Below are 18823 nucleotides of genomic sequence, written 5' to 3'. Positions count from 1 at the left end.
CCCCGAACGCGCCTTTCGCCATCAGAACGGTGTGATCGTCACCGTCATCGAGGTCGGGGCCGGGTCCTCGATGTAGGAGGCGTGTTCGCACACGTCGTCGAAGGCGAAGCCGTACGCCTTACCGTCCACGGTGTTCTCGTGCATGATCCGCGAGTAGTGGTTGGTGACGGACGGCCGGTAGTAGGTGCCCGCGTCCGCGACCGGCTGCGCGCCCGTGCTGGTCAGCACGCCCCGGTTGAAGCCCGCGCCCAGCGTCGCCGCCACCGGGCCCGTCACGCCGTCGTTCGGTGCGGCCAGCGCACCGTCGCAGAACAGGACGTCCCGCGTCGACGGCTTGGCGAACGCCCGCACCCCGCCGTCGAAGACGAACTGGCCGCCCTGCACCGAGCCCGAGAAGGTCCTCGCGCCCGCGGTGACGGTCATCGTGTTCGAGCCGTAGTGGTTCCACACCTCGTCGATGAGGCCCGCGAAGTAGTCGCTCGCGAACCGGCCCGCGTCCAGCCCGTGGCCGGGCGCGATGACCCGCAGGTCGTCCATCACCAGGTTTCCGAACCCGGGTGTCGACGCGAGGGCGTTGAAGACCGCGGCCCGGCCGCCGTCCTTCAGCCTGCCCGTCCGCTGCTGCGCCGCGCCCGACAGCGAGATCTCCATCGGCACCGACAGCATGTCGACCATGGTGATGTTGCAGTGCATGCCCGCACCGTCGTAGGTGAACTCGGCGCAGTCGTGCAGGACCGGGTAGTTCGGGTCGGCCGTGACCCAGCCCGCCGGGTAGGCGAGCGCGTTGCCCGGGTTGCACCTGAACTTGAGCTTGTCGCCGAGCGCGACGTAGATGCGGCCGGACATGCCCTGTGGCAGGGACAGCGTCCGCGAGCCGCTGACCTCGATCGAGTAGTCGGTGTAGCCGTCCGGGCCGTTGTCGGCCTCGGACACCGGCACGAGCGCGCCGTCCGATGACAGCCTGCACTGCTGCCCGGACGAGAGGTTGGTGCCGACGACGTAGGTCCAGAGCGGACCGCGGCCGGACTCGTTGGCGATGGTGAGTGACAGAGGTGCGAGTGGTGCCGCACTGGCGAGCCTGGCCACCAGTGGAGCTCCCACGGTCGCCGCCGCGAGCCCCCCGAGGAACGAGCGACGAGAGATCATGCGTGTACTCCTCACAGTCGGGTGCCCAGCACTGGGCACCGCGGAGGCCACGCGGAGCAATACGGTCTTTCGAGTCCCGCACAGAGTATTGACCAATTTGTTCTCGTGCGCAACAATCCGCCTCACGGCGCCCGTGGGGCGCTGCGTAACGATCACGGGGCACCAGGTAACCTGTTGCATCGACCGCGTAAACGCGGGCCCGTGCCGACAGCAGCGAGGATGAAATGGAACTGGCTCTGCAGATTGGTCTGATCGTCACCAGCCTGCTGCTTATCCTTCTGGTCCTGTTGCACCGCGGCCGTGGCGGCGGTCTGTCGTCGCTCTTCGGCGGCGGCATGCAGTCGAGCCTGTCCGGCTCCAGTGTCGCGGAGAAGAACCTGGATCGCGCGACGCTGTTCATCGGCGCGATCTGGTTGATCTGCGTCATCGGGCTCGGCCTGCTCATCAAGGTCGCCTGAACCCACCCCGTTCGGCGGACGGGGCAGTTCTCCTTTTCCCGTGTGTGAACCACCTTTGTGGGGGTGTGAGAGTCGATGGCTGGTGGTAGTGCGATTCGAGGTACTCGAGTCGGCGCTGGGCCAATGGGCGAGTCGGAGCGGGGTGAGTCGGCGCCGCGTCGGCGGGTCTCCTACTGGTGCGCCAACGGGCACGAGTCGCGGCCGTCGTTCGCGCTCGAGGCCGAGTACCCGGACTCGTGGGACTGCCCGCGATGCGGGCTGCCGGGTGGCCGGGACGAGCAGGAGCCCCCGAAGGCCCCGCGCAACGAGCCCTACAAGACACACCTCGCGTACGTGAAGGAGCGTCGCTCGGACGCCGACGGCGAGGCCATCCTCGCCGAGGCCCTCGCAAAGCTCCGCAAACAGCGCGAGGGTTGACAGAGACCTCCAATACCACAAAGGCCGCCGGCTCGGACCTTGGTCCGATCCGGCGGCCTTTGTGGTGCTCAGCCTGCCAGGGGGTAGGTGGCTGAGACCCGGAAGCCGCCCTCCGCGGTCGGTCCCGCCGAGAACGTGCCCCCGAGCAGCCCGGCACGTTCCTTGAGACCGACCAATCCGTGACCGCCGGACGGCAACGCCGGCTTGCGTGCGTTCGCACGCCCGTTGCGGACCTCGACGACGAGGGTGTCCTGCTGCGCCAACACCCGCACGGAAGCACGAGCCCCCGCCGCGTGCTTCCGTACGTTCGTCAGCGCCTCCTGCACCGTGCGGTACACGGCGTGCGAGACCGACCTCGGCAGTCGTGACGGTTCCGCCTCGACGTTCAGCGCCACCGGCACCTGGTCGCAGCGGAAGTTCTTCACGAGGTCGTCCAGCTCGTCGACGCCGGGCTGCCCCTCCTCCGACGCGTCCCCGGACCGCAGCACGCCGACCAGGTTCCGCAGCTCCTCGAGAGTGCGGGTGGACAACTCGCGGATCGTGCGTGCCGCCTCCTCGGCGTTTTTGCCGGTCGACACCTGCAGCGCGCCTGCCTGCATGGCGATGAGGGTGACCTGGTGGCTTACGACATCGTGCATCTCGCGGGCGAGCCGTGCCCGCTCCGCCGCACGGATCGTCTCGGCCAGGAGCTTCTTCTCCCGTTCGCGACTGGACGCCAGCTCGCGGATGCGGGCCGACAGCTCGTGCCGCGCCGAGATCAGCTGCCCGATGGCGACCGGCATCCCGGCGATGATCACCGCCCAGATCACGTTGAGCAGTTGTTCCTGCCAGCTCAGCGCCGCGAACTCGGACAGGGGCCACCGCACGTAGCCGCAGAGGAAGACCAGGATCATGCCGACGACCATCCGCCACGACAGCAGCCGGTGCTTCTTCGCGAGCGAGCCGAGCGCGATCATCGCGGCGAGCTGCGACCAGCCCGTCATGAAGCCGGGCACGGTGACCAGTACGGCGAGGAACGGCACATGCCTGCGCATGACCATGGCGGCCACGGCGAACCCCGACAGCCATATCGAGTAGCCGGGTGCGTCCTCGGGGATGACCAGCCACACGTCGAGCACGGCGAGCAGGAAGGCGACGACGTCGGACGTGATCCCCCGCGCACGTGGGCTGTTCCGCAGCGCGGTCAGCCACCCGGGCAGCCTGCGGGCCGTCGCGGCGCTTGGGCGCGGCAGGATCCGGACATCGTCGATGGCGACCCTGGGTGGGAACGTGGACGCGACCAGGACGGGACCTCCAGTCTCGGTGCGGGTGGGACGCAAGGATGGCTCGTTCCTGCCCGCGCGTTGTCGCGGCAGCTCCGCGGTCGGCACGCTGTTGCGTGTCGCGACCGTGTGGTGCTGTCGTCGTTGTGACATAGGCTCGGCCTCCCTCCGGAGTTGTGCTCCGCGCCAATGAAGACATAGCAATCGTCCGGTCGGGACGAAATGTTTCACATCAATGTGCTGGAGCAAATTACCATTTGCCGGACAACCTTTTGCTTGGGCCGAACGGTCCATCGGGTTGGGCGCACCAGCCGTAGGCCTCTCCTGCCAGTGACGACACGGGTTCCGAGCGTGTTCGCGGCACAAAAACGACAAAAATGGATCTCCGAGGGCCCTAACGACCGCACTTTGATCTTCGGTAAACAACCGGCGCGTCACCACGCGCGTCCGTGATGTCGAAGGGGCGGTGGCAGGGTGCCACCGCACGAGGGAAGGCGGCCGGACTTGACGGAGTACGGGGCGGTTCCGGGACGCGGGCGGCGGCGGCCGGAGCCAGGGCAGGCCGTGGCGGTTCTGGTCGCGGCGTTGTTCTTGGTGGCGGCGGTGCTGGACATGGGGCCGGGACTGCTGGACAACGCCGTGCAGCTCGGGTTCGGCGTCGCGGGCGCCACCATGAGTCGTAGGCCCCGGGGCGCGCGGGCGTTCCTGATCGGGGGCGGCGTGGCCTACGTCCTGCTCTGGCAGTTCGGCAGCGTCATCGACCCGGCGCTCATGCCGTTCCACACGGGGAACATCGCCGTCCACCTGTCGCTCGTGGCGAGCATGATCGGCCTCGCGGTGCTGAGCGGTGGCCGTGCTCCCGCGCCGGTGGCCGTGCCGGAGACCGCGTTCCGCGAAGTGTCCGCCGGGTTCGTCCGCAGGCGGCAGGTGCCGAGCCGCCCGCAGGGTCGCGACGGCAGGAACTCCGCGCCGAGGATGGCCGCCGCGTACCGGCGGCTGCGGATCCTCGCCTACCGCGTCTGAACCTCAACTAGTGCCCCGCGCCGAAGATCGGGCACCTGATTCGGCGGCCCAGCTTCCTGCTGGCGGCGTTGCCGATCCACCCAAGTACAACCCGGTACGAGGGAGGATCGGCGCCTTGCCGGCAGAAACCTGGATCCACCGACTCAGGCACCGAATTCCCGGCGCGGGACACTCGTGAGCGCCACCATCGCCTCGGAGAGGCTCGCGTAGTTCTCGATGCCCTCGGTGGTCTCGGTCGCCTTCAGCACCCTGGCCACCGTGAGGTTCGCGATCACCACCGCGAGACGCTGGCCGGCCCACCGCGCGCGGGCGGTCGCGTCGAGCAGGACGCGGACACCGGCCGCCGCACAGTAGGTGACCTCGGTGAGATCCACGATGACGGCGGGCACGCGCCGGTTGTTCAGGTCATCGAGCACCCTCGCGAGGGTGGAGCCGGTCAGCAGGTCGACCTCGCCCGCGACACGGCATACGTGCAGATCCTCGTTGTGCCGGACCACACGCACCTGCAGACTGCGGTCGATGATCCGCTGCACGTCGGGTGCCGGTTTCGGGATGTGCGTCGGTGAAAGGCGGTCTGGGCCTGTCCCCATCGTCGCTTCCCTCGGCTGTCGGCTGCGTTCTTGATCCTACCGGTTGCGTGTTCGCGGCGGTGCCCGGCCCCGGAACCCTTGGCGGGTCCGGGTTCTGGCCTGCGGTGGCGGCCGGGAAAGGGCACACCACCCCCGAGAAGGAGGGCCGGTGAGGCCGCGCCGCCCCACCGGCCCTCGGGCCGGGGTCTGATGTCATGCCGTGAGGTGCAGTCGCGTGCGAAGATCGGCCACCGTCAGGTCCGCACCGAACACGTCGCTGCCTGGCTGGTACTTGCGCCCGCCGACGGTGAGGCCGCCGACGTCGACCGGGGCGAAACCGATCTCCGAGACCAGTGCCATCGCGGTCTTCTTGGCCCGCAGGTCATCGCTCGCCACGGGGATGGCGCGGCGGGGGACGCGTTGGGCGTGGTCGCGCAGGTGCTCCCACGGGATCGCGTTGAGCGCCTTCACCACGTAGGCGGTGATGAGGTGGCTTTGGACCAGGTCGCTCGAGGTCAGGCAGTCGTCGTCGAGGTCGGGGCTGGGACCGTCGAGGACGGGGTCGTAGTTGGTGGCGTCGATGACGGGTTTGCCCGCCAGCTCGGCCACCGGCAGCTCGCGGTGGCGGTGGAACGGCACCGCGATGATCGCGACGTCGGCGAACGCCGCCACGCCGCGCATCGTGCGTGCCACCAACAGGCCGCTCAGTGCCACCTCGTGTCCGAGGAGCGCGAGTTGCCTGCTGAGCGTGGTGCCGAGGTGGCCGGCTCCGATGACGCCGATTCGCATGCCGACGCCTAGTCGACGACGACGGAGACGATGAGCGACCGCTGTGGCACGTTCATGGGGATCGTCATCGGCCGGTAGCGGCGCGGGCGGGGACGCACATTCTGGGTGGCGACAATTGTCGCCGCGATGTCCTCGCAATGGGTGTAGCGGCGCAGCGGTAGCCGGTGCAGCTTGGACATGGTCACGGCGTCGGCGCCGTACACCGAGGCGTGCGCGATGAGTTGCCAGCGATAGGCGGGAAAGGGCAGGTCACAGAAGACCTGCTGGACGACTGTTTCGTTGCGGGGGTCGGGGGTCACCCTGGAAGCTTGTTCTTGTCACTTGCCGGAGACATCCGTCAAGTGACGGAGGTTCGGGGTGTCAGTACTCCCCGGCTGCCGCCTTGTCGAGCAGCCACAGCGTCTCTTGCCGCCCGCGTGCGCCCGCTGCCGGGAGGTCGGCCTCGTCGGCGCCGCCTCTCGCCGCGGCCACGGCCTGCGCCTTCGCCGCGCCCGCCGTCATCAGCCACACCCGCTCCGCACGGCGGATCGTGGGCAGCGTCAGCGAAACCCGGGTCGGCGGCGGCTTCGGGCAGTCCCGCACCGCGACCACCGCACGCGCCGTCTCGGCGACCGAGGGGGAGTGCGGGAAGATCGACGCCGTGTGACCTTCCTCGCCGACCCCAAGCAGGCACACGTCGAATGACGCGACATCGCGCAGCAGCACCGCGTACGCCTCGGCCGCCGCGTCCGGGTCGTCGCCGAACTCGCCGTCCGATGGCGCCATCGGGTGCACCCGCTGTGGCGACACCGGCACGTGGTCGAGCAACTCCTGGCGGGCAAGGGTCTCGTTGCGTTCCGGGTCGCCGCCGGGCAGGAAGCGTTCGTCGCCCCAGTAGATGTCGATGGTCGACCAGTCGAGCGTCGCGCCGCGCAGCGCGGCGAGCACGGCGCCGCCGGTGCGGCCGCCCGTCAGCACGACAGATGCCGTGCCACGGGCGGCCTGCGCCTCGGCGAGTGCGGTGGCGAGCCGGTCCGCGGTCCGCGCGGCCAGCTCGTCCTGCGACTCGTGGACCACGGTCATCGCATCGGTGGTCACGACGCGGCGACCTCTGCCTTGTCCTTCTTGCTCACAGCCGGTTTCCTGGCCGCACCGCGGCCGCCCCGGTCGACCTTGCCGAGCGCCTTGAGCGCGGACTCGTAGATCTCGTCCGGGTCAAGGCGCCGCAGCTCCTCGGCGATGCAGTCGCGAACCGCGCGCCGCTGCAGCGCGACCCGCCGGTCCGGCTGACCGGGCTGCGACAGCATGCCGACCGCGCCGTCCGGGCGGTGGATCTCGATGTTGCCGGAGCGGCGCTCCATCACCACCGACACGATGCCCTCACCGGACTTGGCCCTCGTGCGCTTCACCGGCAGCCGCAGCTTCGCGGCGAGCCACCCGGCGAGCAGGTCGGCGGATGGCGATTCGCTCTCACCGGACACCGACACCGCCGTCACCCGCTCGTGCGGCGGCAGGTCGAGCGCGGCGGCGAGCAGCGCGCGCCACAGCGTGAGCCGCGTCCACGCCAGGTCGGTGTCACCGTCCGAATAGGACTTCGCACGGGCATCGAGTGCCTTGGTGGGGTGGCGTTCCGCCGCCGTGTCGGTGATGCGGCGGGTGGCCAGCATGCCGATCGGGTCCTTCGCCGGCGACGCGGGCGACTCGAACGGCCACCACGCCACGACCGGCGCGTCCGGCAGCAGCAGCGGCACCACGCACGACGCGCCCTCGTTCGCGAGCGGGCCGTACAGCCGCAGCACGATGACCTCGCTCGCACCGGCGTCACCGCCGACGCGGATCTGCGCGTCGAGCCGGGCAGAGGCCTTCTTCGCGCCGCGCGCGACCACGATCACCCGGCACGGGTGCTCGCGGCTCGCGTGGTTGGCGGCGTCGATCACGTCCTCGGTGCGCTCGTTGTCGTCGGTGACGATGACCAGCGTCAGCACCCGCCCGATGGTGTTCGCGCCACCCTGCTCGCGCAGCTGGACCAGCTTGCTGTTCACCTGCGACGTCGTGGTCGCAGGCAGGTCGATGATCATGGACGCCTCCAGTGCCTGCCAGCGCGGGTGAGCATCTTGTCGGCGGAGCCCGGCCCCCAGGTGCCTGCCTGGTAGGGCTCCGGCTTCCCGCTCGACCGCCAGGCCTTCAGGATCGGGTCGAGGATCTGCCAGGACAGCTCGACCTCGTCGTTCTTCGGGAACAGCGACGGCTCACCGAGCAGCACGTCGAGGATCAGCCGCTCGTAGGCCTCCGGCGAGGACTCGGTGAACGAGTGGCCGTAGCTGAAGTCCATGTTCACGTCCCGGACCTCCATGGTGGAGCCGGGCACCTTCGAGCCGAACCGCATCGTCACGCCCTCGTCGGGCTGGACCCGGAACACGAGCGCGTTCTGCCCGAGCTCCTCCGTTGACGTCGCGTCGAACGGCAGGTGCGGTGCCCGCTTGAACACCACGGCGATCTCGGTGACGCGGCGGCCGAGCCGCTTGCCGGTGCGCAGGTAGAACGGCACCCCGGCCCAGCGGCGGGTCTCCACCGCCAGCTCGATCGCAGCGAACGTCTCGGTGATCGAGTCCTTCGCGAAACCGCCCTCCTGCAACAGGCCGGGCACCTTCTGCCCGCCCTGCCAGCCGCCGGTGTACTGACCGCGCGCGGTGGTCTCGGAGAACGGGCCCACCGGCGAGGTGGCCGCCAGGATCTTCGCCTTCTCCGCACGCACCGCCTGCGGGGCGAAGGAGACCGGCTCCTCCATCGCAACGAGCGCGAGCAGCTGCAGCAGGTGGTTCTGGATCACGTCACGGGCGGCGCCGATGCCGTCGTAGTAGCCTGCGCGACCACCGAGACCGATGTCCTCGGCCATGGTGATCTGCACGTGGTCGACGTAGTTGCCGTTCCAGATCGGCTCGAACAACTGGTTCGCGAACCGCAGCGCCAGGATGTTCTGCACGGTCTCCTTGCCGAGGTAGTGGTCGATGCGGAACACCGACTCCTCGGGGAAGATCTCGTTGACCATCTTGTTGAGCTGCTTGGCACTCGTCAGGTCGTGGCCGAACGGCTTCTCGATGACCACCCGGCGCCACTCGTGGTCCGTCGGCTCGGCGAGACCCGTGCGAGCCAGCTGCTGGATGACCTTCGAGAACGCGGCGGGCGGGATCGACAGGTAGAACGCGTGGTTGCCCGCCGTGCCGCGGACCTGGTCCAGATCCCGGACCGTCTTCACGAGGTTGTCGAACGCCTCGTCGTCGTCGAAGGAGCCCTGCACGAAGCGGCAGCCCTCCGCCAGGCGGTCCCAGACCTCCTGCCGGAACGGCGTGCGCGCGTGCTCTTTGACCGCGTCGTGCACGACCTGACCGAAGTCCTCGTCCGCCCAGTCGCGCCGCGCGAACCCGACCAGGGAGAAACCGGGTGGCAGGAGCCCCCGGTTCGCCAGGTCGTAGATCGCCGGCATGAGCTTCTTCCTGGACAGGTCACCGGTCACCCCGAAGATCACCAGGCCGCAGGGCCCGGCGATCGTGGGGAGCCGCTTGTCCCGCTCGTCGCGCAGCGGGTTCTGCCAGGTGCGCGTCACCTGCCAACCTCCTGAAGGGCTTTCACCAGGTGCGCCAGCCCGGCGGCCCGGTCGGTGAAGTGGAGCCGCAGCACCGGGCGCCCGTTGTCGGCCAGTACCTGACCGTCGCCGAGCGCCTGCGCGAGCTGCAGCGTGCCGAGGGTGTAGGGGCGGCCTGGCACGGCCAGGTCCTCCTCGACCGCACCGGTCAGCTGAAGGAACACACCGTTCTGGTGCCCGCCCTTGTGGTACTGGCCGGTGGAGTGCAGGAACCGGGGGCCCCAGCCGAACGTGGTCTGGCGCCCGGTACGGCGGGCGATCTCGGGGCGCAGCACCACGGCCGACGCGTCGGCGAGCCGGTCGAGGTAGACCTGCACGGCGATGTAGCCGAACTCCGGTGCGGACGCGAAGAACGCCGCCAGCACACCGGGAAGCGAGGTCGCGTCGGTCAGACCGCCTGGTGCGTGCACCTCCACCGGACCGTCCGCGAAGGTCGGCGTGGCCGGTTCGGACTTCGGTGCGTCCAGCAGTGAGCGGGCCGCCTTCTTGGCGGCCTCGACATCCGGCTGGTCGAACGGGTTGATGCCGAGCACCCGGCCGACCACCGCGGTCGCGTACTCCCACAACAGGAACTGGCCGCCGAGGCCGCCCTCGGTGCCCATCAGCGCGCCGTTGCTGGCCTCGCCGATGGCGATCGGCGTGGCGTCGGAGTGGGCGTCGGAGAAGTCCGGCGAGTCCGGGCGTTCGACCACCACCGGCAGCAGGCCGGTGCCGTTCTTGCCCGTGGACTCGGCGATGAGCTGCTCGGCCCAGTCACCGAAGCCCTTGATGCCGGAGCCGGTGTCGGCGATGACCACCTTCTCCGCGCCGCGGGCGTGTGCGCCGCCGAGCGCGGCGGCCAGCATCAGTGCCGGGTTCTCCATGCTGTCGACGGACAGGTGCACGGCGGCCGAGGCGGCGTCGTCGAGCAGCTGCCCGATGTCGGCGCCCGCGAGGCCCGATGGCACCAGCCCGAACGCGGTGAGCGCCGAGTAGCGCCCGCCGACGTGCGGGTCGGCGGCGAATACCCGCCGGTAGCCCGCCGCCTTCGAGGCCTCCTCCAGCGGTGAACCGGGGTCGGTCACCACCACGATCCGCGATGCCGCGTCGATGCCCTCGGCCGCGAACGCCTGCTCGAAGATCCGCCGGTGGCTGTCGGTCTCCACAGTGGACCCGGACTTCGAGGACACGACGAGAACCGTGCGGGACAGGTCGCCTTCGAGCGCGTCGGCGACCTGACCGGGGTCGGTGGTGTCCAGCACCACCAGCGGCACGTCCTCGGTGCGGGTGATCACCTCCGGCGCGAGGGAGGACCCGCCCATGCCGGCGAGCACCACCCGGTCGACGCCCTCTGCGGCCAGTTCCGCACGCAGCGCCTCGATCTCGGCGACGAGTGGCCGGGACGTCTCGTGCAGAGTCGTCCAGGACAGCCGGACCGACGCCTCGGACTCGGCGTCAGGGCCCCACAGCGTGGGGTCCTGCGCGGCGAGCTTCGACGCGACCTGCTCGGCCACCAGCCGTTCCGCGAGCGGCCAGGCGTCCTCCATGAGCCGCTTGCGGCCCTCGAACTTGCCTTTGATCAGATCCTCGAAGTGCTTGATGATCCGCACCGCCTCGGGAGGCAGGTCGTTCTCGGTCATGTGGTTGTTCAGCTCCCCGCCGCGGACAGCTGGCCCTTGACCGAGTCGAGCAGCTCTTCCCAGGACTTCTCGAACTTCTCCACGCCTTCGTTCTCCAAGGTGATGAACACGTCGTCGATGTCGATGCCGACTCCCGAAAGGGCGTCGAACACCTCCTGGGCCGCTGCCGCAGTGCCGGTCACCGTATCGCCGCGAAGGTCGCTGTGCTCGGCAACCGCGTCCAGCGTGTTCTCCGGCATCGTGTTCACGGTGTCGGCCACGACGAGGTCGTCGACGTACAGCGTGGGGGAGTAGTCCGGGTTCTTGACACCCGTCGACGCCCACAGTGGACGCTGCGGGTGCGCGCCCGCGTCGGCCAGCTTGTGCCAGCGCGGGCCAGCGAAGGCCTCCTGGAAGGCCGCGTACGCCAGGCGCGCGTTGGCCACGGCCGCCTTGCCGCGCAACGCCTTCGCCTCGTCGGTGCCGATCGCGTCGAGCCGCTTGTCGACCTCGCTGTCCACCCGGGACACGAAGAACGACGCGACGGAGTGGATTCCCGCGAGATCGTGCCCGTTCGCCTTGGCCTGCTCGAGTCCGTCGAGGTAGGCGCCCATCACCGCGCGGTACCGCTCGACCGAGAAGATCAGCGTGACGTTCACGCTGACGCCCTCGGCGATGGTCCTGGTGATCGCCGGGATGCCCGCCTCGGTGGCGGGGATCTTCACGAGCAGGTTGGGCCGGTCGACCGTCTTCCACAGGTCGAGCGCCTCGGCGACGGTCTTGTCGGTGTCGTGCGCGAGGCGCGGGTCGACCTCGATCGACACGCGGCCGTCGACGCCGCCGGTGCGCTGGTAGATGTCCCGGAACAGGTCGCAGGCGGTGCGGATGTCGGTGGTGGTGATCTCCTTGACGGCCGCGTCGAGCGACGCGCCTCGGGCGGCGAGCTCACGGACCTGCTCGTCGTAGTCCGTCGCGTCGGACAGCGCCTTCGCGAAGATCGTCGGGTTGCTGGTGACGCCGACGACGTGCCTGTCGCGGACCAGGCCGGCGAGGTTGCCGGAGTTCAGCCGCTTGCGGGACACGTCGTCCAGCCAGATGGACACACCCAGTTCGGATAGCTGGGCCAGCTTGTCGGTCATGCGAGCCTCTCAGTCTTCTCAAGCGAGCGGCGGGCCGCGGCGACGACCGCTTCCGTGGTGAACCCGAACTCGGAGAACAAGGTCTGGTAGTCGGCGGAAGCACCGAAGTGCTCGATGGAGACGATCTCCCCGGCGTCGCCGACGTAGCGGTACCACGGCGCCGCGATGCCTGCCTCCACGGCGACCCGCGCCTTCACATTGGGTGGGATGACCTGGTCGCGGTAGGACTGGTCCTGGGCCTCGAACAGCTCCTGCGACGGCATGGACACCACTCTCGTGGCAACGCCGTCGGCCTCGAGAACCTTCCTCGCGTCGACCGCGATCTGCAGCTCGGAGCCGGTGGCGACGAGCACCACCGCGGGCACCCCGGCCGAGCTGTCCTCGAGCACGTAGCCGCCCTTGGCGACGCCCTCGGTGGCCTTTTCCTTCGTACCCGCCAGCACCGGCAGGTTCTGGCGGGTCAGCGCGATGCCGACCGGTGCGTCGTGCTGCTCGAGCACCGTGCGCCAGACGGCGGCGGTCTCGTTCGCGTCACCCGGCCGCATGACGACCAGGCCAGGGATGGCGCGCAGCGCGGCGAGGTGCTCGATCGGCTGGTGGGTGGGGCCGTCCTCGCCGAGGCCGATCGAGTCGTGCGTCCACACGTAGGTCACCGGCAGCTTCTGCAGCGCGGCGAGCCGGACGGGCGGGCGCATGTAGTCGGAGAACACGAGGAACGTCGCGCCGTACGGGCGGGTCGGGCCGTGCAGCACGATGCCGTTGAGGATCGACCCCATCGCGTGCTCGCGGACGCCGAAGTGGAGCGTGCGGCCGTACGGGTTGGCGTCCCACTCCTTCGTCTTCGCCGACGCCGGGCCGAACGAGTCCGCGCCCTTCATGGTGGTGTTGTTGCTCTCCGCGAGGTCCGCGGAACCACCCCACAGCTCGGGCAGCACGTCGGCGAGCGCGTTCAGCACCGCGCCGGAGGCCTTGCGGGTCGCGACGCCCTTCGGGTCCGGGTCCCACGACGGCAGCGCGTCGGCCCAGCCGTCCGGCAGGCGGTAGGCGCTCGCGCGGTCCAGCAGCGCCTTGCGCTCCGGGTTGGCCTTCGCCCACGCGTCGAAGCTCTTCTGCCACTCCTCGTGGGCCTGCTTGCCCCGGTCGGCGGCCAGCCTGGCGTGCTTGAGTACCTCCTGCTCGACCGCGAAGTTCTGCTCGGGGTCGAAGCCGAGGATCTTCTTGACCTCGGCCACCTCGTCGGCGCCGAGCGCGGCGCCGTGCGCCTTGCCGGTGTTCATCTTGTTCGGCGCCGGGTAGCCGATCACGGTCTTCAGGAGGATGAACGACGGCCGGGCGGTCTCCGCCTTCGCCGCATCGAGTGCCGCCAGGATCGCGACGACGTCCTCGCCGCCCTCGACGACCTGGACGTGCCAGCCGTAGGCCTCGTAGCGCTTCGCGGTGTCCTCGGACAGCGCGATGTTCGTGTCGTCCTCGATCGAGATCTTGTTGTCGTCGTAGATGACCGTCAGGTTGCCAAGTTCCTGGCGGCCCGCGAGCGACGACGCCTCGGAGGTGACGCCCTCCTCGATGTCACCGTCGGAGGCGATCACGTAGATCTGGTGGTCGAACACGCTCTCGCCGGCCGGGGCGTCCGGGTCGAACAGGCCACGCTCGCGGCGGGCGGCCATCGCCATGCCGACAGCGGAGGCGAGGCCCTGGCCGAGCGGCCCGGTGGTGATCTCCACACCCGCGGTGTGCCCGTGCTCCGGGTGCCCAGGGGTCTTGGAGCCCCACGTGCGCAGCGCGGCGATGTCCTCGATCTCCAGCCCGTAGCCGGAGAGGAACAGCTGCAGGTACAGCGTCAGGCTCGAATGGCCAGCGGACAGCACGAACCGGTCGCGGCCGATCCAGTCCGGGGCGCTCGGATCGTGGCGCATCACCCGCTGGTAGAGGGCGTAGGCGACGGGCGCGAGGCTCATCGCGGTGCCCGGGTGCCCGTTCCCCACGTGCTGGACGGCGTCCGCGGCGAGGACCCTGATGGTGTCCACGGCGCGTTTGTCGAGTTCCGTCCAGTCGGCAGGCAGGTTCTGTGTGGTCAAACGGGCCAGTTCGTCGGCGCTCATGGACACGGACTCAAGCTCCCACCTAGTCGTGATCTCGATCATGCTCCGCGGCATGACCATGCTGGTCATCCTCGGGTTCCCCGCTCAATTCCTCAGCCTAACGAAACCACCCGACGGCGGCCGTTCATGGTCACGCGGTTACCATTCGAGCCATTACCCGAACAGCCGCCACTTACACCAGTCAGGAGCCGCCGGTGAGCGCAGCGCTGGGGGCGACCACAGACGCCCCGCGCCGCACCCGCAGGGACCTCGTACGTGCGTACGTCGCGCTGACCAAGCCGAGGATCATCGAGCTCCTGCTGGTCACGACGGTGCCCGCCATGATGCTGGCGCAACGGGGCATCCCGTCGCCGTGGCTGGTGTTCGCGACGCTGTTCGGCGGCACCATGGCCGCCGGCTCCGCGAACGCGTTGAACTGCGTGGCCGACGCGGACATCGACGCGGTGATGAAGCGCACCGCCACGCGTCCGCTCCCCAAACACCAGGTGCCCACCCGCAACGCGCTCGTGTTCGGGGTCACGCTCGGTGTGCTGTCCTTCGCGTGGCTGTGGCCCACGACCAACCTCCTGGCGGCGTTGCTGGCCGTCGCCGCCATCCTGTTCTACGTACTGATCTACACGATGGTTCTCAAGCGCAGGACCGCGCAGAACATCGTGTGGGGCGGTGCCGCGGGCTGCATGCCGGTCGTCATCGGCTGGTCGGCGGTCACGGGCTCGATCGAGTGGCCCGCGCTCGTCATGTTCGGCGTGATCTTCTTCTGGACCCCGCCGCACTTCTGGGCGCTGGCCATGAAGTTCAAGGACGACTACGCCCGCGCGGGCGTGCCGATGCTCCCCGTCGTGACGACCGCCGACCGGGTGGCGCGGCAGATCGTCACGTACTCGTGGGTGATGGTCGCCTGGACGCTCCTGCTGGTGCCCGCCACCGGCTGGGTGTACACCGCGTTCGCGGTGCTCACCGGCGTTTGGTTCCTGGTCGTCGCGCACCGACTGTACGCGGCAACCAAGCGCGGTGAGCCAGGCAGGCCGATGAAGCTGTTCCACATGTCGAACACGTACCTGACACTCGTGTTCGTCGCGCTGGCCGTGGACTCGGCCCTTGGCCTCCCGGTCGTCGGCCTGCCGTTCTGACCCTGGGGTTTGCCCCGGTGCGCCGCGGGCCATCCCGGTGATCGTGTTCGACACCTTCACCCTCGACCGGGTCACGGTCGGCGACGTCACCCTCCGCGTCCGGCACGGCGGTCACGGCCCGGCCGTCGTCCTGCTCCACGGCCACCCGCGTACCCACACCACCTGGCACCAGGTCGCTCCGCTGCTGGCGGAATCGCACACGGTCGTGTGCCCGGACCTGCGTGGCTACGGCGAGTCGACGCCAGTGCCGCCCTACTCGAAGCGCGCCATGGCCGCCGACATCGCCGGCCTCATGACCGCGCTCGGCCACGACCGGTTCGCCGTGGTGGGGCACGACCGAGGCAGCTACGTCGCGTTCCGGCTCGCGATGGACCACCCGGACCGGGTGGCGAAGCTGACGGTGGTGGACTCGGTGCCGATCGGCGAAGCACTGGCCCGCTGCGGCGCCACGTTCGCCCGCAAGTGGTACCACTGGTTCTTCTTCGCGCAGCCGGACATTCCGGAACGCGTGATCGGCGCGGACCCGGACGCGTGGTACGGCGTCGGCTCCCGCAGCACGCCGGAACGCATGGGGGAGGAGAACTTCGCCGACTTCCACCGTGCGATCCACGACCCGGCGACGGTCCGCGCGATGCTCGAGGACTACCGCGCGGGGCTGGGGACCGACCGCGCGAACGACGACGCCGACCGCGAAGCGGGGCGCCGCGTCCAGTGCCCGGTGCAGGTGCTGTGGAGCACCAGGGACGACCTGGAGGAGCTGTACGGCGACGTCCTCGCGGTCTGGCGGCCGTGGACCACCGACCTGCGGGGTGGGCCCATCGAGTCCGGCCACCATGTCGCAGAGGAGGCACCAGGAGCGCTCGCCGCGGCGGTCGGGGAGTTCCTGCGCCCTTGACAGGATCGATAACCTTCTGGTTATGGAACTGAGAGGTGATGGAAGGTGACGGCCACGCTCGACGCGACGTTCGCCGCGCTGGCCGACCCGACCAGGCGGGCCATCCTCGCGCGGCTCGCGAAGGGGGACGCGTCGGTCAAGGAGCTGGCCGAGCCGTTCGCCATGACACAGCCCGCGATCTCCAAGCACCTCAAGGTTCTCGAACGCGCGGGCCTGGTCGAACGCGGCCGGGACGCGCAGCGCAGGCCATGCCGCCTCGTCGCCGAGCCCATGCGGGCCGCGACCCGGTGGCTCGGCGACTACCAGCGGTTCTGGACGGAAAGCTACGACCGCCTCGACGAGATGCTCTCCGATGGGTGACCGGGACATCGTGATCACCCGCGAGTTCGCCGCACCCCGGCAGCGGGTGTTCGACGCGCACACCAGGCCGGAACTGCTGATGCGCTGGTTCGGCCCGCACGACTGGCGGCTCGTGGTCTGCGAGGTCGACCTGCGCGAGGGCGGCACGTGGCACTACGTCCTACGCGGGCCCGGCGGTGCTGAGATGACGTTGGGTGGCACCTACCTGGAGATCGAGCCACCGAACCGGCTCGTCATGACCGAGACCAACCCCGACTGCCACGCCCGTGCCGAGCACGACTCGGTCATCACCATCGAGTTGGCCGGTGACACCGTCCTCACCCACACCGCCACCTTCCCCACGAGAGAGATCCGCGACGCGGTCATGGAGTCCGGCATGGCGCGTGGCGTCGGTCAGGGCTTCGACCGCCTCGCCGCAGAACTGGAGCACACCATGGACTGGACGATCGAGATGATCCCCGTGCCCGTCACCGACGTGGACCGGGCCAAGGACTTCTACGCGAACAAGCTCGGTTTCACCGTCGACGTCGACCACGAGGCGGGCGAGTTCCGTTTCGTCCAGCTGACCCCACCCGGTTCCGGCTGTTCGATCGGCTTCGGCCACGGCATCAGCGAGATGAAGCCCGGCGACCTCAAGGGCGTGCAACTGGTCGTCGACGACGTCCAGCGCGCCCGCGACGAACTCGTCGGCCGCGGCGTCGACGCCACGCCGGTGTACCACTTCGAGGACGGCAAGCAGGCCGAAGGCCCCGGCGGCACGTGGAACTCGTTCGTGAGCCTCAGCGACCCGGACGGCAACCGCTGGGTCCTCCAGGAACGCCCCGCGCCAGAGCGCTAAGAGGCCGCCGCCGGGCTGCTGCTGCTCACGGCCTCCAGTAGCTGGGAGACGTCCGCGTCGTCGAGTGACTCGCGGATGCACTGCCACAGCTGGAGGTTCGCCGCCGCCCAGCGGGTGTACATGTTGGCGGCTTCCGGGTTGTAGAAGTAGAAGCCATCGTCGTGCACGCCCTGCTGCTCGCCGCAGATCTTGTTCGCCAGCTCGCGCAGGCCGATGCCGTTCTCCTCGAGGTACTTGTGCGCCAGCACAACCGGCGTCACCGGCAGTGCCTTGAACAGTGTGTCGGCGTCGGACAACGCCTGTGCCTCCAGCGAGATGTGGCGGCCGCGGGTGGCCATCTCGGCCTCGACCACGATCCGGTCGATCCAGCCCGCCACGTGCGGGGCGACCCCGGCACGCCTGAGGATCGCGAGGCGCAGCCGCCCACCCGTCGCGGCGGAGGAGTTCCTGCGCACGAGGTAGTTGACGTCGTGGACGAGCGCGGCGGTCTCGACCACGCTCACCTCGGCGTCGTTGAGCACCGCGAACCGCGCCGCTTTCGTGCGGACGAAATCCACGTGGTGCCAGCCGTGGAACTGCAGGCGCGCCGCGTGGCGCACGCAGATCCGGTGGACGTCCGCCTCGACGGCGTCAACCACTGCCGGTGCGATCACCGGCGCTGTTCCGCCCGCAGGCGTGCTTTGCTCGACAGACATCGACCCCTCCGAACCACGCCGTGGTCCGCGCCGGTGCGGTCGGCGCGGACGGCTGGGCTCGTGGGGGTGATACTAAACGCCGGGGATGGAAATGTCTGCGGCTCTTCGGTCCCTACTGGCTCCCTTCAGCCCTGTTTTCGCAGTCGTTCCGCGAGGTGGGACAACCGGGATTCGACCGGGACGTGGCGATGACTTTCCTGGGTCAGGGGGTCGAAGGACAGACTCCATGGCGTCACCTCGCTGGATTTCACCAGGAACGTCATCGTCCCGTTCATCGCCCGTGGAATGCGGTGGAAGTCGGAGGCGAGCAGGCTGCCTGCCGCACCTTCCTGGCATTCGGTGGCAACCAGCAACTCCGTCGAGGAGATCAGGCCGTTGTCCGGCTTGATCGCCGCTTCGTAGCGTTCGTGGACGTAGGCGCCCTGCAGGATGGTGGTGCAGAAGTGGTACCGGTGGTTGTGCACGGAGTCCGCGTAGCCCGCGCGCCAGTCGCGCTGCTCCTTGTACTCGTGCAACCAGAACGTGAACGGTTCGTCCGGCCGGTCCCGCAGGCACCACGCGAAATGCGTCGTCGTCTCCCTGGATCTCCTGGTGACCGCCTTCGCTTGTTCCGTGGGTAGATCGAGCAGATGGGCACGCAGGTCGGCACGCAGGTCCGGCTGTCCGGCCCAGGTCTCGAACCACCGTTCCACCTGGCTCCAGTTGGCCTGGAGGTCGATGTCGGCGCTCCGTAACTGTTCTGCGAGGGCCCCGAGCGCGGAGCCGTTGATGGTCAAGGGA

Annotated in this window: 20 protein-coding genes; 7 read left to right on the top strand and 13 right to left on the bottom strand. The window is 69.5% G+C overall.

Annotated elements, in window-relative coordinates; genetic code table 11:
- Positions 1-21 precede the first annotated feature (21 nt).
- Positions 22-1146 (bottom strand): beta-1,3-glucanase family protein, encoded by a 1125-nt coding sequence (locus WBA97_RS13060; RefSeq protein ID WP_424231032.1) that lies wholly within the window; start codon positions 1144-1146, stop codon positions 22-24.
- Between the two features lie 224 nt (positions 1147-1370).
- Here WBA97_RS13060 and secG point away from each other — a divergent pair, with 224 nt between their 5' ends.
- Both secG and WBA97_RS13050 read left to right on the top strand, forming a co-directional pair.
- The gene (gene secG, locus WBA97_RS13055) at positions 1371-1604 is read left to right on the top strand and encodes a preprotein translocase subunit SecG (protein WP_424231031.1); all 234 of its coding nucleotides are present in this window, start codon (positions 1371-1373) and stop codon (positions 1602-1604) included.
- A gap of 75 nt (positions 1605-1679) precedes the next feature.
- On the top strand, positions 1680-2021 hold the full coding sequence (locus WBA97_RS13050; RefSeq protein ID WP_424231030.1) for an RNA polymerase-binding protein RbpA: 342 nt from the start codon (positions 1680-1682) through the stop codon (positions 2019-2021).
- Positions 2022-2089: 68 nt separating this feature from the next.
- On the opposite strand, the gene WBA97_RS13045 is transcribed toward WBA97_RS13050, so the two are convergent.
- The gene (locus tag WBA97_RS13045) at positions 2090-3436 is read right to left on the bottom strand and encodes a sensor histidine kinase (protein ID WP_424231029.1); all 1347 of its coding nucleotides are present in this window, start codon (positions 3434-3436) and stop codon (positions 2090-2092) included.
- Between the two features lie 351 nt (positions 3437-3787).
- Here WBA97_RS13045 and WBA97_RS13040 point away from each other — a divergent pair, with 351 nt between their 5' ends.
- Positions 3788-4306 carry a DUF4383 domain-containing protein gene (locus tag WBA97_RS13040; RefSeq protein WP_424231028.1) on the top strand — a complete coding sequence of 173 codons (519 nt, stop codon included), beginning with the start codon at positions 3788-3790 and terminating at the stop codon, positions 4304-4306.
- A gap of 143 nt (positions 4307-4449) precedes the next feature.
- Here the strand turns inward: WBA97_RS13040 and WBA97_RS13035 are convergent, their stop codons facing one another.
- The 9 genes from WBA97_RS13035 to tkt form a co-directional block, all read right to left on the bottom strand.
- Positions 4450-4896, bottom strand: coding sequence for an STAS domain-containing protein (locus WBA97_RS13035; RefSeq protein WP_424231027.1), 447 nt, complete (start codon positions 4894-4896; stop codon positions 4450-4452).
- A gap of 192 nt (positions 4897-5088) precedes the next feature.
- Positions 5089-5664, bottom strand: coding sequence for an NADPH-dependent F420 reductase (locus WBA97_RS13030; protein WP_424231026.1), 576 nt, complete (start codon positions 5662-5664; stop codon positions 5089-5091).
- Positions 5665-5672: 8 nt separating this feature from the next.
- Complete coding sequence (locus tag WBA97_RS13025) at positions 5673-5963, bottom strand: DUF2795 domain-containing protein (protein WP_424231025.1); 291 nt, start codon at positions 5961-5963, stop codon at positions 5673-5675.
- 61 nt (positions 5964-6024) lie between these two features.
- On the bottom strand, positions 6025-6726 hold the full coding sequence (gene pgl / locus WBA97_RS13020; RefSeq protein WP_424231037.1) for a 6-phosphogluconolactonase: 702 nt from the start codon (positions 6724-6726) through the stop codon (positions 6025-6027).
- 11 nt (positions 6727-6737) lie between these two features.
- A complete protein-coding gene (gene opcA / locus WBA97_RS13015) occupies positions 6738-7721 on the bottom strand; it encodes a glucose-6-phosphate dehydrogenase assembly protein OpcA (RefSeq protein WP_424231024.1) in 984 nt (327 codons plus the stop codon).
- Positions 7718-9247: a glucose-6-phosphate dehydrogenase gene (gene zwf / locus WBA97_RS13010; protein ID WP_424231023.1), complete on the bottom strand. Its 1530-nt coding sequence runs from the start codon at positions 9245-9247 to the stop codon at positions 7718-7720. The genes opcA and zwf overlap by 4 nt, the downstream gene beginning before the upstream one ends.
- Positions 9244-10812, bottom strand: coding sequence for a glucose-6-phosphate isomerase (locus WBA97_RS13005; protein ID WP_424231036.1), 1569 nt, complete (start codon positions 10810-10812; stop codon positions 9244-9246). Before WBA97_RS13005 ends, zwf begins: the two co-directional genes overlap by 4 nt.
- A 101-nt stretch (positions 10813-10913) precedes the next feature.
- Positions 10914-12023: a transaldolase gene (gene tal, locus WBA97_RS13000; RefSeq protein WP_424231022.1), complete on the bottom strand. Its 1110-nt coding sequence runs from the start codon at positions 12021-12023 to the stop codon at positions 10914-10916.
- Complete coding sequence (tkt, locus tag WBA97_RS12995; RefSeq protein ID WP_424231035.1) at positions 12020-14125, bottom strand: transketolase; 2106 nt, start codon at positions 14123-14125, stop codon at positions 12020-12022. The genes tal and tkt overlap by 4 nt, the downstream gene beginning before the upstream one ends.
- A 194-nt stretch (positions 14126-14319) precedes the next feature.
- On the opposite strand from tkt, the gene WBA97_RS12990 reads away from it, so the two are divergent.
- Genes WBA97_RS12990 through WBA97_RS12975 form a run of 4 tightly spaced genes read left to right on the top strand, consistent with a single transcriptional unit; the run spans position 14320 to position 17348 of the window.
- Positions 14320-15255: a heme o synthase gene (locus WBA97_RS12990; RefSeq protein WP_424231021.1), complete on the top strand. Its 936-nt coding sequence runs from the start codon at positions 14320-14322 to the stop codon at positions 15253-15255.
- A gap of 43 nt (positions 15256-15298) precedes the next feature.
- Positions 15299-16150: an alpha/beta fold hydrolase gene (locus tag WBA97_RS12985; RefSeq protein ID WP_424231020.1), complete on the top strand. Its 852-nt coding sequence runs from the start codon at positions 15299-15301 to the stop codon at positions 16148-16150.
- 45 nt (positions 16151-16195) lie between these two features.
- Positions 16196-16510 carry an ArsR/SmtB family transcription factor gene (locus WBA97_RS12980; RefSeq protein ID WP_424231019.1) on the top strand — a complete coding sequence of 105 codons (315 nt, stop codon included), beginning with the start codon at positions 16196-16198 and terminating at the stop codon, positions 16508-16510.
- Positions 16503-17348, top strand: a complete 846-nt coding sequence (locus tag WBA97_RS12975; protein ID WP_424231018.1) for an SRPBCC domain-containing protein — start codon at positions 16503-16505, stop codon at positions 17346-17348. The genes WBA97_RS12980 and WBA97_RS12975 overlap by 8 nt, the downstream gene beginning before the upstream one ends.
- Here the strand turns inward: WBA97_RS12975 and WBA97_RS12970 are convergent.
- Both WBA97_RS12970 and WBA97_RS12965 read right to left on the bottom strand, forming a co-directional pair.
- The gene (locus WBA97_RS12970) at positions 17345-18043 is read right to left on the bottom strand and encodes an HD family phosphohydrolase (RefSeq protein ID WP_424231017.1); all 699 of its coding nucleotides are present in this window, start codon (positions 18041-18043) and stop codon (positions 17345-17347) included. The two genes, WBA97_RS12975 and WBA97_RS12970, sit on opposite strands and share 4 nt — an antisense overlap.
- Positions 18044-18168: 125 nt before the next feature.
- Positions 18169-18819, bottom strand: coding sequence for a hypothetical protein (locus WBA97_RS12965; RefSeq protein WP_424231016.1), 651 nt, complete (start codon positions 18817-18819; stop codon positions 18169-18171).
- Between the last annotated feature and the right edge of the window lie 4 nt (positions 18820-18823).

This window comes from Actinophytocola sp. (assembly GCF_049647105.1).
Taxonomy (GTDB): Bacteria; Actinomycetota; Actinomycetes; order Mycobacteriales; family Pseudonocardiaceae; genus Actinophytocola.
The sequence above is the reverse complement of the archived record's forward strand: the minus strand, read 5'-3'. Positions and strand labels throughout refer to the sequence as shown.

Excerpts from the sequence above, each read along its gene's own strand:
- WBA97_RS12975 (WP_424231018.1), top strand. The coding sequence starts at position 16,503 with ATGGGTGACCGGGACATCGTGATCACCCGCGAGTTCGCCGCACCCCGG.
- WBA97_RS13005 (WP_424231036.1), bottom strand. The coding sequence starts at position 10,812 with ATGGAGGACGCCTGGCCGCTCGCGGAACGGCTGGTGGCCGAGCAGGTC.
- tal (WP_424231022.1), bottom strand. The coding sequence starts at position 12,023 with ATGACCGACAAGCTGGCCCAGCTATCCGAACTGGGTGTGTCCATCTGG.
- pgl (WP_424231037.1), bottom strand. The coding sequence starts at position 6,726 with ATGACCGTGGTCCACGAGTCGCAGGACGAGCTGGCCGCGCGGACCGCG.
- WBA97_RS13060 (WP_424231032.1), bottom strand. The coding sequence starts at position 1,146 with ATGATCTCTCGTCGCTCGTTCCTCGGGGGGCTCGCGGCGGCGACCGTG.
- WBA97_RS13030 (WP_424231026.1), bottom strand. The coding sequence starts at position 5,664 with ATGCGAATCGGCGTCATCGGAGCCGGCCACCTCGGCACCACGCTCAGC.
- WBA97_RS13050 (WP_424231030.1), top strand. The coding sequence starts at position 1,680 with ATGGCTGGTGGTAGTGCGATTCGAGGTACTCGAGTCGGCGCTGGGCCA.
- WBA97_RS13045 (WP_424231029.1), bottom strand. The coding sequence starts at position 3,436 with ATGTCACAACGACGACAGCACCACACGGTCGCGACACGCAACAGCGTG.
- WBA97_RS13035 (WP_424231027.1), bottom strand. The coding sequence starts at position 4,896 with ATGGGGACAGGCCCAGACCGCCTTTCACCGACGCACATCCCGAAACCG.
- tkt (WP_424231035.1), bottom strand. The coding sequence starts at position 14,125 with ATGAGCGCCGACGAACTGGCCCGTTTGACCACACAGAACCTGCCTGCC.
- opcA (WP_424231024.1), bottom strand. The coding sequence starts at position 7,721 with ATGATCATCGACCTGCCTGCGACCACGACGTCGCAGGTGAACAGCAAG.
- secG (WP_424231031.1), top strand. The coding sequence starts at position 1,371 with ATGGAACTGGCTCTGCAGATTGGTCTGATCGTCACCAGCCTGCTGCTT.
- WBA97_RS12970 (WP_424231017.1), bottom strand. The coding sequence starts at position 18,043 with ATGTCTGTCGAGCAAAGCACGCCTGCGGGCGGAACAGCGCCGGTGATC.